We start from the raw sequence: 14,443 nt of genomic DNA, 5'->3' as shown, positions 1-14,443 counted from the left end.
GGGGCACGACCGTAAAGCGCTCCATGGGTCAGAGGCGGGCGCTATGCCAGCGCAGATGATCCTCCATGAAGGTCGAGATGGTATAATAGCTGTGGTCATAGCCCGGCTGAAGCCGCAGCGTCAGCGGGATGCCCGCCGCGCTGTAAGCAGCGTCCAGCAGGTCGGGGCGGAGTTGTTCGGCCAGGAAGGGATCGGCCTCGCCTTGGTCCACCAGCAGATCGGCAACCCGCGCGCCATCCTCGATCAGCGCCACCGCATCATGGCGACGCCAGGCTGCATTGTCCTTGCCCAGATAGCCGCCCAGCGCCTTTTGACCCCAGGGAACTTGCGAGGGCGCGACGATCGGGGCGAAGGCGGATACCGCCTTGAACCGATCGGGGAAGGTCAGGCCGATGGTCAAGGCGCCATGCCCCCCCATGGAATGGCCCATGATCGACTGGCGCGCCATGTCGGCGGGGAATTCGGCGGCAACCAGCGCGGGCAGTTCTTCGGTCACATAGGACCACATATGATAGTGGGTGGCGAAGGGCGGCTGCGTCGCATCGACATAGAAGCCTGCGCCCAGCCCGAAATCATAGGCACCATCGGGATCATCGGCCACGCCTTCGCCGCGCGGCGACGTATCGGGTGCGACGAAGATCAGCCGAGTTCAGCGCACAGGCGGCGATATTCGCCCTTTTCGGTGACATTGGCATGGGTGCAGGTCAGGCCCGACAGATACCAGACGACCGGCAGCTTCGCGCCCGGTGCATGGGGCGGGACATAGACCGAGAAGGTCATGTCCGTGCCGCAGGCGGCGGAGGCATGGCGATAGACGCCCTGCACCCCGCCAAAGGCGCGATTGGTCGAAACCGTTTCCATGCCGCTCATCCTCTTTTATTCGCCGTCCGCGAAACAATAGGCGCAGATCTTGTTGCCGGCCGGATCGCGCAGATAGGCGGCATAGGCTGTGGGCATAAAACTACGCGGACCGGGCGCGCCTTCGTCGGTGCCGCCGTTGGCAAGGCCCGCTTCATGGAAGGCACGCACCTGCGCGCGGGTTGTCGCGGAAAAGCCCAGTGTGCCGCCATTGGCATGGCAGGCGGGTTCACCATTGGCGGGCTCAAGGATCACGAATTCCGGCGCACCCTGGCCATAGAGAAAGCCCTTTTCTCCCATCGGTCCCAAACTGTCGATGCCAAGCGCGCCGAGTGCTGCATCGTAAAACGCCTTCGATGCGGCGAGATCCTGCGCGCCCAGGCAAACATGCGTGAAAATAGCCATGTCGATTGTCTCCTCGCTTAAACTGTTAGAAGACCACGACGCTGCGGATGCTCTCACCCGCATGCATCAGGTCGAAGCCCTTGTTGATCTCCTCCAAGCTGAGCACATGGGTGATCATCGGGTCGATCTCGATCTTGCCATTCATATACCAGTCGACAATCTTGGGGACGTCGGTGCGCCCCTTGGCACCGCCAAAGGCGCTGCCCTGCCAGACGCGGCCGGTGACCAGCTGAAACGGGCGGGTGCTGATTTCCTTGCCCGCTTCGGCGACGCCGATGACGGTCGAGACGCCCCAGCCGCGATGGCAGGCTTCCAGCGCCTGGCGCATGACCGTGGTGTTGCCGGTGCAATCGAACGTATGGTCCGCCCCGCCATCGGTCAGCGCCACCAGATGCTGGACGATATCCCCCTCAATCTCCTTGGGATTGACGAAATGGGTCATGCCAAAGCGCTTGCCCCATGCCTCACGGTCGGGATTGATGTCGACGCCGATGATCTTGTCGGCCCCCACCATGCGCGCGCCCTGCAGGACGTTGAGGCCGATACCGCCCAGTCCGAACACGATGACATTGTCGCCCACGCGAACCTTGGCGGTGTTCACCACCGCGCCGACGCCCGTGGTCACGCCGCAACCGATATAGCAGCTCTTGTCGAACGGCGCGTCCTCGCGGATCTTGGCAACCGCAATCTCGGGCAGGACGGTGAAGTTGGAGAAGGTCGAACAGCCCATATAATGGAAGATGGGTTGGCCCTTATAGGAAAAGCGGGTCGTGCCGTCGGGCATCAGCCCCTTGCCCTGCGTAGCGCGGATCGCGGTACACAGGTTGGTCTTACCCGACAGGCAGCTTTTGCACTGGCGGCATTCCGGCGTGTAGAGCGGGATCACATGGTCGCCTGGCTTCACGCTGGTCACGCCAACGCCGACTTCGCGCACGATGCCTGCGCCTTCATGGCCGAGCACCGACGGGAAGATGCCCTCGCTGTCGAAGCCATCGAGCGTATAGGCGTCGGTATGGCAGATGCCCGTCGCCATGATTTCCACCAGCACTTCGCCCGCCTTGGGCCCTTCCAGGTCCAGTTCGACGATTTCGAGCGGCTTTTTGGCCTCAAAGGCGACGGCGGCGCGGGTCTTCATATGGCACTCCCTATCCAGTTGGCGGCCTTCTAGCGTCCCACAGCGGATGTGATAAAGGCATGTTTTGGCAAAAGTTTACAACCCTATGGGGATAATGATGGATCGCTGGGCGGGGATCGACGAATTTGTTGCGGTGGCGGCCGCCAGTTCCTTTTCCGGCGCGGCGGCGAAGCTGGGCTGTTCGGTCACCCATTGCAGCCGCGCTATCGCCCGATTGGAAAAGCGGCTCGACGCGCCGCTGTTCCACCGCACCACGCGGCGGGTAACGCTGACCGACACCGGGCGAACCTTTCTTGGCCATTGCGAACGGTTGATTGCGGACCGGGAAGAAGCAATTGCCTCGGTCAGCGCAACAGGCGAACCACAAGGGCAATTGCGGATCACCTGTTCGACCGCCTTGGGCGAATTGTTCGTGGCCCCGATCGTGAGCCGCTACGCCGCCGCCTATCCGCGGCTCAGCATCACGATGGAACTGACCAATCGCCTCGTCGATCTGGTGGCGGACGGTTTTGATCTGGCCATCCGAACCGGCGAAATGGCGGATTCGCAGATGATCCGCACCCGCATCGCGTCGCGTTCGCTTTGCACCTGCGCTGCGCCCGGCTATCTCGACGCTGTCGGCCGCCCCAAGACTGTCGAAGAGCTGGACGCCCATCAATGTCTGTTGGGATCGGCAACCACCTGGCATTTCTGCGAAGGCGGCCGCGATCGGCTCCATCGTCCCACGGGACGATTGCAGATCAATAGTGGTCGGGCAATATTGGACGCAGCAGTCCAGGGTATGGGCATTTGCCAATTGCCCGAATTTTATGTGCTGCCTCATTTGCGAAGCGGGGCGCTGCAATTGGTCTTGGCCGACATCCGTCCGCAGGATGAGCCGATCTGGGCAGTCTATCCCCAACGCCGCCATCTCTCGCCCAAGGTCACGGCCTTGGTCGCGCTCCTGCGGCGTGAACTGCCGCCCGCGTTGAACGCGGGTTAGTGGCTGTTGGGTGCGGGCCGCTTTACCTTTTTAAGCTGGCGGATGCGAGCCAGACGGCCAGCACGATGGCGGGGATCAAGGCGATGTCGATCCAGCCGGGCAGATGCGCGCTTGATGCTCCAGCGCTTCCTTGAGATAATGCCACAGGCCCAGCGTATAATAGCTGACCGCCACCACCGACAGCCCCTCGACCGTATGTTGCAGGCGCAGTTGCAGCCCGGTGCGGCGATCCATCGACGCCAGCAGATCGCGGTTCCGCCGGGCGAGCGCAGTGTCGACCCGCGTGCGCAGCATGGCGCTGGTCCAGGCGGTCCGCTGCGACAGATCCTCCAGCCGCCGGGTGAAGGCGTCGCAGGTCCGCATTGCAGGAAGCAGCCGCCGTTCGGTGAAATCATCGAGCGACCCATAGCCGCGTACCGGGGCGACACGCAGCGCACGGATACGATCTTGGCAGATGGCGGCATAGGCCTGCGTCGCGCTCATGCGATAGCGGGTGCGGGCGACGATCTGCGCCAGTTCGGCGGCAAGGGCGGACAACGCCTCCAGAACAATGTCGGCATCGGCATCGGGTTCGGCAACGCGCGCGGTGATCGCGGTCAGTCGTTGTTCCAGGCCCGTGAGCAGCGGCGTCGCAGCCTGCGCTTCGGGGAGGCCGAGCAGGGCGATCTTGCGATAATTGCCCAATTCCTGAAGCCGCTGGACGAGTTGGGCAAGCTCTGCGCCCTGCAACCCCTTGTCCTGGACGAGCAGGCGGCCAAAGCCATCGGCATGGAGGCGAAAGTCGCTCCAGATGCGCGCCTGCCCATCGGCGACATCGGATATGATCAGGTCGTCCGAAGCGAAATGGCGGGCGATCGTCTTGTCGTCGGGCATGTCGGCGATCAGCGCAATTTGGGTCGATCGGATGACGCGGCCCGGCAATTGCGCGATCCATGCCGCGGCCTGCGCGAAGGGGGCGAGGTCGAAAAGCGGGCCGGTGCCAAGCGCCAGAAAGCTGTAGGTCATAAATTCGCTATGCCGTTCCCAGGTGAAGCCCAGGGCACCGATCTGACAATTGAGGAAGCGGCTGGTCGGCGTGAACGGGATATCATGGGGCGCCAGCAGGTTGCCGAGGATGGTCAGGCTGGCGTCGACGTCGGCATCATCGACCAGCAGGACGAACTGGACGACGCGCGCGGGGGCGTAGAGGCGTGGCATCTTGCGGACATGCATTTCCCGCGAAAGCGAACCACGCAGCGGGTGGCTGCGGTCGTGCAGGGCCGCAAATGGATCGCCGCTATCGTTCATGCCGACACCCCCCAGTCTGAAGGCCCATTAAGTCAGACAAATGCGCAATAGGCAAGATCGGTGAGGGTCAGGCTTCCTCGTAGAGTTCCAGCGGCAGTCCATCGGGGTCGCTGAAGAAGGTGAAGCGCTGCCCGGTATATTCGTCCACGCGGATCGGTTCGCAGGCCACATCATGCGTCGCGAGGCGGGCAACCTCGCGTCGATGTCGCCCACCACGAAGGAAAGATGGCGCAGGCCACAGGCTTCGGGGCGGGACGGGCGCGGCGGCGGCGCGGGGAAGGAGAAGAGTTCGATGCGGGCATTGCCCGCATCGAGATCGCACTTCCAGCTATCGCGCGCCTCGCGATAGACCTCATGCAGCACCGGCAGGCCCAGCACGTCGACATAGAAGCGGCGCGAGCGGGCATAGTCCGATCCGATGATCGCGATATGATGAACGCCGCGCAGCATGGCGCTTATTTCTCGATCTGGCTGACGTCGCGCACCGCGCCCTTGGCGGCGTTGGTGGTCATCGCGGCATAGGCCCGCAAGGCCGGGGAGACGGCGCGCTTGCGGCCGAAGGGCTTCCAGGCCTTGACGCCCATCTTCTCCATTTCGGCGCGGCGTTCGGCCAGCACGGCGTCGTCCAGGTCCAGCTTGATGACGCGGTTCGGAATATCGATGACGATCGGATCGCCGGTCTGGACGAGCGCGATCAGCCCGCCTTCGGCGGCTTCGGGCGAGACATGGCCGATCGACAGGCCCGACGTGCCGCCTGAAAAACGCCCGTCGGTGATGAGCGCGCATTCCTTGCCCAGCCCCTTGGATTTCAGATAGCTGGTCGGATAGAGCATTTCCTGCATGCCGGGACCGCCTTTTGGCCCTTCATAGCGGATGACGACGACGTCGCCCGCTTTAACCTCATTGCCGAGAATACCGACGACCGAAGCATCCTGGCTTTCATAGACGCGCGCCGTGCCATGGAAGGTCAGGATCGAGTCATCCACGCCTGCGGTCTTGACGATGCAGCCTTCGGGCGCGAGGTTGCCGTACAGGACAGCAAGGCCGCCATCCTTCGAGAAGGGATGTTCTGCGGACCGGATCACGCCCTTTTCGCGGTCGGTGTCGAGTTCCTCCCAACGCGCCGACTGGCTGAACGCAGTCTGGGTCGGGACGCCGCCGGGGGCCGCGCGGAAGAAGTTGCGGACTTCCTCGCTATTGGTGCGGCCAATGTCCCAGCGGGCGAGCGCGGCCGCCATGGTCGGGGCGTGGACGGTGGGCAGCGACGTATCGACGAGTCCCGCCCGTTCCAGTTCGCCCAGGATCGCCATGATGCCACCGGCGCGGTGGACATCCTCCATATGGACATCCTGCTTGGCGGGCGCGACCTTGCACAGGCACGGCACCCGGCGCGACAGGCGGTCGATATCGGCCATCGTGAAATCGACCCCGCCTTCATGCGCGGCGGCGAGCAGATGGAGGACGGTGTTGGTCGATCCGCCCATGGCGATGTCGAGGCTCATCGCATTTTCGAACGCGGCGAAGCTGGCGATGGTGCGGGGCAGGGCGGTCTCGTCATCCTGCTCATAATAGCGCTTCGCGAGATCGACGATGACATGCCCCGCCTCGCGGAACAGGCGTTCGCGGTCCGAATGGGTGGCGAGGGTGGAGCCGTTGCCCGGCAGCGACAGCCCCAGCGCTTCGGTCAGGCAGTTCATCGAATTGGCGGTGAACATGCCCGAACAGCTGCCGCAGGTCGGGCAGGCGGAGCGTTCGATCGTCTGCACTTCCTCGTCGGTGTAGCTTTCGTCGGCGGCGACGACCATCGCATCGACCAGGTCGAGCGCAACTTCCTTGCCGCGCATCACGACCTTGCCGGCCTCCATCGGCCCGCCGGATACGAACACGGCGGGGATGTTCAGGCGCATCGCGGCCATGAGCATGCCGGGCGTGATCTTGTCGCAATTGGAGATGCAGACCATCGCGTCGGCGCAATGGGCGTTGACCATATATTCGACGCTGTCGGCGATCAGGTCGCGGCTGGGCAGCGAATAGAGCATCCCGCCATGGCCCATGGCGATGCCGTCATCGACCGCGATGGTGTTGAATTCCTTGGCGACGCCGCCCGCTGCCTCGATCTCGCGCGCGACGAGCTGGCCGAGGTCTTTGAGGTGGACATGGCCCGGCACGAACTGGGTGAAACTGTTGACCACCGCGATGATTGGTTTGCCGAAATCCTCGTCCTTCATGCCCGTCGCCCGCCACAGGCCGCGCGCGCCCGCCATGTTGCGGCCGTGGGTGGTGGTGCGTGAACGATAGGCAGGCATGATGGCGGTCCTTCAGGGCTTTGAGGCGGCCCCTCTACAGCGCAGGGGCCAGCTTTGGAACAAATTATTCCTTTTGACCGCCCTGCACGCCATTTTCTTACGTTGTCGTGTCGCTGCCCTGGAGCAGGGCCATGCGCAGGCATTGGCACACGATCTCGTCGCGCTGGTTGCGCAGGCGGTGGGTGAAGGTGACGATGCCTGCACCTGGCCGCGATTTGCTGGGCTTCAAGTCGGTGATTTCGGAGTCGCAGCGCAGCGTGTCGCCGATGAACACGGGCTTTGGCATCACCAGCTTGTCATAGCCAAGGTTCGCGACCAGCGTGCCGAGCGTCGTGTCGCCCACCGACAGCCCGATCATCAGCGCGAAGGTGAAGGTGCCGTTGACGAGGATCTGGCCGAACTCGCTGGCCTTGGCGAACTCGGCGTCGAGATGCAGCGGCTGCGGATTATGCGTCATCGTCGTGAAAAGAAGATTGTCGGTCTCCGTCACGGTGCGGCGGATATCATGGACGATGGTGTCGCCGATGGTCCATTGATCGTAAAAGCGCCCGGCCATGCTTTTTCCTTAACTTCGCATATTTCCCGCAGTTTTTGACATTATATGCCACGCTGGGGACTGAATATTTCAAACGGAGGGGCTGCCCGCATCATAGCCTGAAAGGCGGGATGTAGGACAGCGGCTATTAGGCCTTCTCGATTTTTGCCAACAATACGCCTTCGCTCACCTGACCGCCTTCGGCGGCGTTCAGCTCTGCGACGGTGCCGTCGAAGGGGGCGATGAGGCTATGCTCCATCTTCATGGCTTCGAGCGTCAGCAGCTTTTGGCCTTTGACCACGGCATCGCCCGCCGCGACGGCAACCGCGATGATACGACCGGGCATGGGAGAGAGGATGGCCCCGTCGGCGGCGGCGGCGCCTCCGGTGGAGGACGCGCGCATCGGTTCGATCCGCCATGTCTGTCCGCTATCGGTTAACCAGGATGAGGATGGTTGGTCCCTGTGGCCAGCGAGCGCATGCTGATCGACATAGTCGGGGATCGGCATATGCACTGGAACCGGTTGCCCATTGACCGAGAGCATGATGTCCTGCTGCGGCGGTGCGTTCAGTCTGAACCCCGCCAGCGGTTGACGCGCATAGCGCTGCGCGGCATCGGACAGGGCTTCGTCCGATGGCATAAGTGGAGGAATGAGCGTTTCGCCCGCGCGCTCGATTAGGCCCGTGTCCATCGTTCCCGCAATGAAATCAGGGTGGTCGAGGGCGTTGATCAGAAATGCGGCATTGGTTCGCACCGGCCAAATGACGCTTTCGTTGAGCGCATAGGCCAGAATCTCCCGTGCCTCTTCACGGTCTAGCCCGTGCGAGATCATCTTGGCGATCATCGGGTCATAATGAGGCGAAATGGTCGTGCCCTGATAGACGCCCTTTTCGATCCGCACATTGGCGTCGAGTTCGAACTGTTCCAGCGTCCCGATCGACGGGAGGAAGCCTTTGGCCGGGTCTTCTGCATAGAGCCGTGCTTCGATTGCGTGGCCGTTGATCGATAGTTCATGCTGCTTTTTGGGCAGTGGTTCGCCCGATGCCACGCGAAGCTGCCATTCGACCAGATCGACGCCGGTGATTTCCTCGGTCACGGGATGCTCGACCTGAAGCCGGGTGTTCATCTCCATGAACCAGACGCGATCCGGCTTGATATAGCCCGATGATCCATCGGCGATGAATTCGATCGTGCCTGCGCCGACATAGTCGACCGCCTTCGCCGCGCGGACGGCCGCTGCGCAGATAACGGCGCGGGTAGCCTCCGTCATGCCGGGCGCGGGGGCTTCCTCGATCACCTTCTGGTGGCGGCGCTGAAGCGAGCAGTCGCGCTCGAACAGGTGGACGACATTGCCATGGGTGTCGCCGAAGACCTGCACTTCGATATGGCGCGGGTTAGTGACCCATTTTTCGAGCAGGACGTGATCGTTGCCGAAACTGGACGCGGCCTCGCGCTGGCAGGAGGTGAGCGCGTCGGCGAAGTCTTGCGCGGCATCGACCTTGCGCATCCCCTTGCCGCCGCCGCCCGCGACGGCTTTGATCAGGACGGGGTAGCCGATGGTGTCGGCCTGGGCGGCGAGATGGGCGGGGGACTGGTCCGCGCCGAGATAGCCTGGTGTCGTCGGGACGCCGGCATCCTGCATTAGCTGCTTGGCCGCGTCCTTGAGGCCCATGGCGGTGATGGAGGGTGGGTTGGGGCCGACCCAGATCAGACCTGCGTCGATAACGGCCTGCGCAAATTCCGCGTTTTCGGACAGGAAACCGTAGCCTGGATGGATGGCCTGCGCGCCGGTCTGGCGCGCGGCGGCGATGATGCGGTCGCCCTTAAGGTAGGATTCGCGTGCAGGGGATGGGCCGATATGCACGGCTTCGTCCGCGTCGCGAACATGGAGCGCTTGCGCGTCGGCGTCCGAATAGACGGCGATGGTGCGAATGCCCATCGCCCGCGCGGTGCGAATGATGCGACACGCGATTTCGCCGCGATTGGCGATGAGGAGGGATTGGATCATGGCAAGCGTCCTTCTACCTCTCCGGAACGGGGAGGGGGACCAGCCGAAGGCTGGTGGAGGGGTTGGCGCGCACGGCACGCGGCGACGATCGCGATGACGACACTATCAACAGAGTGCAGGACGTCTCTGGCGGGAATGCGAAGGGTGTCGAACCCGCGTTGGCCCATGTGAGCATCGCGGACGGCGTCACTCGTCGGTTGATCCCCGCGATTATGAACTTCGCCATCGATTTCGATAGCGAGTCGTGCGGACAGGCAAGCGAAATCAAGGCTGTAGGGGCCGATCGGATGTTGGCGGCGGAATTTGAAGCCGCCCGGGCGCTGGCGCAATGCTCGCCAAAGGATCACTTCAGGAAGGTTGCCGGAGCGGCGTTCGCGTCTGGCCATCCTGATCGTCGCGGCGTTGGTGTTGAATACCCCTCCACCACCCTTCGGGCGGTCCCCCTCCCCGTTCCGGGAGGTATGGCGTTGTCCTCTAAGCCCACCCCGATCACATCCGAAACAGGCCGAATTGCGCCTTGTCCGGCACTGGCGCATTCAGCGCTGCAGCGAAGGCCAATCCCAGCACATCGCGGGTTTGCGCCGGGTCGATGACGCCATCGTCCCACAGGCGCGCGGTGGCGTAATAGGGGTTGCCTTCTGCCTCATATTTCTGGCGGACGGGGGCCTTGAAGGCTTCGGCTTCCTCCGGCGTCCATTTCGCGGCGTCGCGGTGGACGGTGGCCAACACGGAAGCGGCCTGTTCGCCGCCCATCACGCTGATGCGGGCGTTGGGCCAGGTGAAGAGGAAGCGGGGCTGGTAGGCGCGGCCGCACATGCCGTAATTGCCAGCGCCGAAACTGCCGCCGATCAGGACGGTGATCTTGGGCACTTGCGCGGTGGCGACGGCGGTGACGAGTTTGGCACCGTGCTTGGCGATCCCTTCCGCTTCATATTTGCCGCCGACCATGAAGCCGGAGATATTCTGGAGGAACAGCAAGGGGATACGGCGCTGGCACGCCAGTTCGATGAAATGTGCGCCCTTTTGCGCGCTTTCGCTGAACAAGACGCCATTATTGGCGAGGATCGCGACGGGCATTCCCCAGATATGGGCGAAGCCGCAGACGAGCGTGGCGCCGTAGAGCGCCTTGAACTCGTGAAACTCGCTGCCGTCCACGATCCGCGCGATGATTTCGCGGACATCATAGGGCGCGCGGACATCGTCGGGGATGATCCCGTAGAGGTCGCTCGCATCATATTTGGGCGGGCGGGGTTCGCGCAGGTTTAGGTCGGGCTGGCGGTCGGGTTGCAGGGTCGAGACGATGTCGCGGACGATGGTCAGCGCATGATCGTCGCTGTCGGCGACATGATCGACCACGCCCGACTTGCGCCCATGTAGGTCGCCGCCGCCCAGATCCTCGGCGGTAATGACTTCGCCGGTCGCGGCCTGCACCAGCGGCGGGCCGGCGAGGAAGATCGTGCCCTGGTTGCGGACGATGACGGTTTCGTCGGACATGGCGGGGACATAAGCACCGCCCGCCGTGCAGCTACCCATGACGCAGGCGATCTGGGGAATGCCCTGCGCCGACAAGTTCGCCTGATTGTAGAAGATGCGACCGAAATGGTCGCGGTCGGGGAACACCTCCGCCTGATTGGGCAGGTTCGCGCCGCCGCTATCGACCAGATAGATGCAGGGCAGGCGGTTTTCGAGCGCGATTTCCTGCGCGCGCAGATGCTTTTTGACGGTCAGGGGATAATAGGTGCCGCCCTTCACCGTGGCGTCGTTGCAGCCGATCATGACCTGACGGCCCGACACGCGGCCGATCCCGGCGATCAGGCCAGCGCCGGGGACTTCGTCGCCATAAAGGCCATTGGCGGCAAGCTGGCCGATTTCCAGGAAGGGCGAGCCGGGGTCGAGCAAGCGCTCGACGCGGTCGCGTGGCAGGAGTTTGCCGCGCGCGGTATGTTTGTCGCGCGCACTGGCGGAGCCGCCCTGTGCGGCTGCCGCGACTTTGGCGCGCAGTTCCTCGGCCAGGGCACGGTTGTGCGCGACATTGGCGCTGAAGGCTTCGCTATCGCGCAGGATTTTGGTGTCGAGGATGGGTGCGGTCATATTGTTCTTACCCTGTATTGCGGGCCTGCGCCCCTCCACCGCCCTTTGGGCGGTCCCCCTCCCCCAGCAAGCTGGGGGAGGATTATTAAGCGCCGATCACCTCGCGGCCGATGAGCATACGGCGGATCTCGTTGGTGCCAGCACCAATGTCGAGCAGCTTGGCGTCGCGCAGATAGCGTTCGACCGGCCAATCCTTGGTATAGCCCGCGCCACCCAAGGCCTGCACGGCTTCCAGCGCGACCTTCACCGCATTTTCGGACGCCAGCAGGATTGCGCCCGCCGCGTCGAAGCGCGTGGTGCGCCCGGCGTCACAGGCCTTGGCGACCGCATAGACATAGGCGCGCGCGCTGTTGAGCGCGACATACATGTCGGCGATCTTCGCCTGCATCAGCTGGAACGTGCCGATGGCTTTGCCGAATTGCTTGCGGTCGCGGACATAGGGGATGACGGTGTCGAGGCAGGCCTGCATGATACCCAGCTGGATACCCGCCAGCACGGTGCGTTCATAGTCGAGGCCGGACATCAATATGCTCACCCCGCCATTGAGAGCGCCCATGATATTCTCTTCCGGCACTTCGCAATCGTCGAAGATCAGTTCGGCGGTCGGGCTGCCGCGCATGCCCATCTTGTCGATTTTCTGGCCGATGGAAAAGCCCTTCATCCCCTTTTCGATGAGGAAGGTGGTGAGGCCTTTGCTGCCCTCGCCGGTGCGGGCGTACACGACCAGCGTGTCGGCATAGGGGGCGTTGGTGATCCAATATTTGGTGCCGTTGAGGACATAGCGGTCGCCGCGCTTTTCGGCTTTCAGCGTCATCGACACGACGTCCGACCCGGCGCCCGCTTCCGACATGGCGAGGCTGCCGACATGCTCGCCGGAGATGAGCTTGGGGAGATATTTCGCCTTTTGCGCGTCGCTCCCCCAGCGGCGGATCTGGTTGACGCAAAGGTTGGAGTGGGCGCCATAGGACAAGCCGATCGACGCGGAGGCGCGGGCGACTTCCTCTTGCGCGACGACATGGTCGAGATAGCCGAGGCCAAGGCCGCCCCATTCTTCCTCGACCGTGATGCCGTGGAGGCCAAGCGCGCCCATTTGCGGCCACAGGTCGCGCGGGAACCAGTCCTTCGCGTCGATTTCGGCTGCCAACGGCGCGATCTTGTCAGCGGCGAAGCGCGCTGTGCTTTTGCGGATCATGTCGGCGGTTTCGCCCAGGGCGAAATCGAAATTGCTCATTGGCCTCTCCTATTTGCACCAAGACTAACGCAGCCAGCCGCCAATTCAAAATTGAAAGAATTGGCAGGGTGTTATAGATGGTGTCTATGATTGAACGCTATCAGCTCCGCTATTTTCTGGCCGTGGTCGACCATGGCAATTTTTCGCGCGCGGCGGGGCATTGCAATGTGGCGCAGCCGACGCTGTCGGTCGGGATCGCCAAGCTGGAGCGGGCGCTGGGCGGGGCCTTGTTCCTGCGGTCTGGGCATAGAGTGGAACTGACGCAGGCGGGATCGCGGCTGTTGGCCCATGCGCGGCGGATCGAGGGCGAGTTCAACCTGGCGCAGCAGGTGTTGGCGGGCGCAGCGCAGGGGCCGCTGACGCGCATGGGCGTGATCCGCAGCCTGCCCGGCGCGACCATAGCGGCGATCACGCGGGCGGCGCGCGGCATCGACCCCGACGCGCGGCTGGAACTGGTGGAAGGGACCGAGCGGGAATTGCTCGGCCATGTTTCGCGGGGTCGGATCGACTGCGCTTTGACTCTGGTCGGGCGGGGCAGCGACCGGTTTCTGGAAGAGCCGTTGCACGAGGAGGGCTATGCGCTGGCCGTGCCGCTGGATCATCCCGCCGCCGGGCAGGCATCGGTCGCGGCGGAAACGCTGAACGAGGATGTGATGATCGTGCGGCGGCATTGCGAGGTTCTGTCCGACACCAGCCGCTTCTTTACCGAACGCGGCGTGCGGCCGCATTTCGCCTATCGGTCGGTCAATGACGAACGGGTGATGCAGATGGTGGCGGCGGGGGTGGGGATCACGTTGATGCCGACCAGCTATGCCGCGCCCGACGTCGCCCGGCCCCGGCTGGCGGGGTTCGACCAGACGCGCACCATCGGGCTGCTCTATGCGACGACGTCCGAGGCGCTGGCCGCGTCCCCTCCGCCGATAGTGGCTGCGGCGCGCACCATATTGACAGGTTGATCAGGGACGCGGGGCGAGGCCGCCGATCAAAATATCGACCATCGAATCCGCGATCTCGCTGGGGGACAATGGCCCGTCCGGATCATGCCAGCGGCCCGGCCAGTTAAGCGCGCCCGCCAGCGTAAAGGCCGTCATCCGCACATCGACCGGCGCGATCGAGCCGTCTGCGATCCCGTCCTCAATCAGCGCCCGGATCGACAGGTCGATCGCGCGTTTGCGCGCGCGGAACAGGGCGGCCCCTTCGGACGAGAGAAATTCATCGCCGGTGCGGACTACGCAGCGACCGAAATCGTCCATCATCACCAGCGCATAGCTGCGCAGAACGCTGCGCAGTCGGGCAAGACCATCGCCTGGTTGCGCGCGGGCCGCATCGGCAGCGGCGCTGAGCAATTCCAGCCCGCGCGTCACGCATTCGATCAGCACCTGCTCCTTATTGCCCAGATAATGGTAGATGGTCGGCTTGCTGATCCCCAGGCTCGCGGCGACATCATCGAGCGAGGTCGCGTGGAAGCCGCGCGCGTTGAACATCCGCACCGCCGCGCGCAGCACGGCTTCGCGCTTTTCCTCACGGTCACGCTCGCGCTCCTCGCGCGATCGGAAGGGGGAGGGGGCAGTATTGGGCAGGGGCAAGTTCTTCTCCTTACCGCTC

The 14,443-nt window shown here is 63.7% G+C and carries 12 protein-coding genes and 2 pseudogenes; 2 read left to right on the top strand and 12 right to left on the bottom strand.

From position 1 onward, the window contains the following. Positions 1 to 28 precede the first annotated feature (28 nt). The 3 genes and pseudogenes from fghA to BF95_RS00210 form a co-directional block, all read right to left on the bottom strand. A pseudogene (fghA, locus tag BF95_RS00220) lies at positions 29 to 861 on the bottom strand (S-formylglutathione hydrolase). 15 nt (positions 862 to 876) lie between these two features. After that, positions 877 to 1,263 carry a VOC family protein gene (locus BF95_RS00215; RefSeq protein WP_043148585.1) on the bottom strand — a complete coding sequence of 129 codons (387 nt, stop codon included), beginning with the start codon at positions 1,261 to 1,263 and terminating at the stop codon, positions 877 to 879. A 25-nt stretch (positions 1,264 to 1,288) separates the two neighbouring features. Continuing rightward, positions 1,289 to 2,398, bottom strand: coding sequence for an S-(hydroxymethyl)glutathione dehydrogenase/class III alcohol dehydrogenase (locus tag BF95_RS00210; protein ID WP_043148584.1), 1,110 nt, complete (start codon positions 2,396 to 2,398; stop codon positions 1,289 to 1,291). Between the two features lie 97 nt (positions 2,399 to 2,495). Here BF95_RS00210 and BF95_RS00205 point away from each other — a divergent pair, with 97 nt between their 5' ends. Beyond that, complete coding sequence (locus BF95_RS00205) at positions 2,496 to 3,380, top strand: LysR substrate-binding domain-containing protein (protein WP_043148761.1); 885 nt, start codon at positions 2,496 to 2,498, stop codon at positions 3,378 to 3,380. A gap of 75 nt (positions 3,381 to 3,455) precedes the next feature. On the opposite strand, the gene BF95_RS00200 is transcribed toward BF95_RS00205, so the two are convergent. From BF95_RS00200 to BF95_RS00170, 8 genes and pseudogenes are all read right to left on the bottom strand, one after another. Beyond that, positions 3,456 to 4,667, bottom strand: coding sequence for a DUF3422 domain-containing protein (locus BF95_RS00200; protein ID WP_235209489.1), 1,212 nt, complete (start codon positions 4,665 to 4,667; stop codon positions 3,456 to 3,458). 67 nt (positions 4,668 to 4,734) lie between these two features. Continuing rightward, positions 4,735 to 5,114, bottom strand: a pseudogene (locus BF95_RS00195) (VOC family protein). Positions 5,115 to 5,122: 8 nt separating this feature from the next. Beyond that, positions 5,123 to 6,973: a dihydroxy-acid dehydratase gene (gene ilvD / locus BF95_RS00190; protein ID WP_037473662.1), complete on the bottom strand. Its 1,851-nt coding sequence runs from the start codon at positions 6,971 to 6,973 to the stop codon at positions 5,123 to 5,125. A gap of 97 nt (positions 6,974 to 7,070) precedes the next feature. Next, positions 7,071 to 7,529 (bottom strand): MaoC family dehydratase, encoded by a 459-nt coding sequence (locus BF95_RS00185; RefSeq protein WP_043148581.1) that lies wholly within the window; start codon positions 7,527 to 7,529, stop codon positions 7,071 to 7,073. 127 nt (positions 7,530 to 7,656) lie between these two features. Further along, entirely contained in the window at positions 7,657 to 9,516 is a 1,860-nt protein-coding gene (locus BF95_RS00180) for an acetyl/propionyl/methylcrotonyl-CoA carboxylase subunit alpha (RefSeq protein ID WP_043148580.1), read from the bottom strand. After that, positions 9,513 to 9,902, bottom strand: a complete 390-nt coding sequence (locus BF95_RS25950; RefSeq protein ID WP_081763968.1) for an endonuclease domain-containing protein — start codon at positions 9,900 to 9,902, stop codon at positions 9,513 to 9,515. The genes BF95_RS00180 and BF95_RS25950 overlap by 4 nt, the downstream gene beginning before the upstream one ends. 103 nt (positions 9,903 to 10,005) lie before the next feature. Further along, positions 10,006 to 11,607 (bottom strand): carboxyl transferase domain-containing protein, encoded by a 1,602-nt coding sequence (locus BF95_RS00175; protein WP_043148579.1) that lies wholly within the window; start codon positions 11,605 to 11,607, stop codon positions 10,006 to 10,008. Positions 11,608 to 11,692: 85 nt separating this feature from the next. Continuing rightward, positions 11,693 to 12,838 (bottom strand): isovaleryl-CoA dehydrogenase, encoded by a 1,146-nt coding sequence (locus tag BF95_RS00170; RefSeq protein WP_043148578.1) that lies wholly within the window; start codon positions 12,836 to 12,838, stop codon positions 11,693 to 11,695. 86 nt (positions 12,839 to 12,924) lie between these two features. Between BF95_RS00170 and BF95_RS00165 the strand changes: the two genes are divergently transcribed. Then, positions 12,925 to 13,794 carry a LysR family transcriptional regulator gene (locus tag BF95_RS00165; protein WP_043148577.1) on the top strand — a complete coding sequence of 290 codons (870 nt, stop codon included), beginning with the start codon at positions 12,925 to 12,927 and terminating at the stop codon, positions 13,792 to 13,794. Here the strand turns inward: BF95_RS00165 and BF95_RS00160 are convergent, their stop codons facing one another. Continuing rightward, positions 13,795 to 14,424 carry a TetR/AcrR family transcriptional regulator gene (locus BF95_RS00160; RefSeq protein WP_043148575.1) on the bottom strand — a complete coding sequence of 210 codons (630 nt, stop codon included), beginning with the start codon at positions 14,422 to 14,424 and terminating at the stop codon, positions 13,795 to 13,797. Positions 14,425 to 14,443: the final 19 nt, after the last annotated feature.

The organism is Sphingobium sp. Ant17 (assembly GCF_000588875.1).
Taxonomy (GTDB): domain Bacteria; phylum Pseudomonadota; class Alphaproteobacteria; order Sphingomonadales; family Sphingomonadaceae; genus Sphingobium.
The sequence above is the reverse complement of the archived record's forward strand: the minus strand, read 5'-3'. Positions and strand labels throughout refer to the sequence as shown.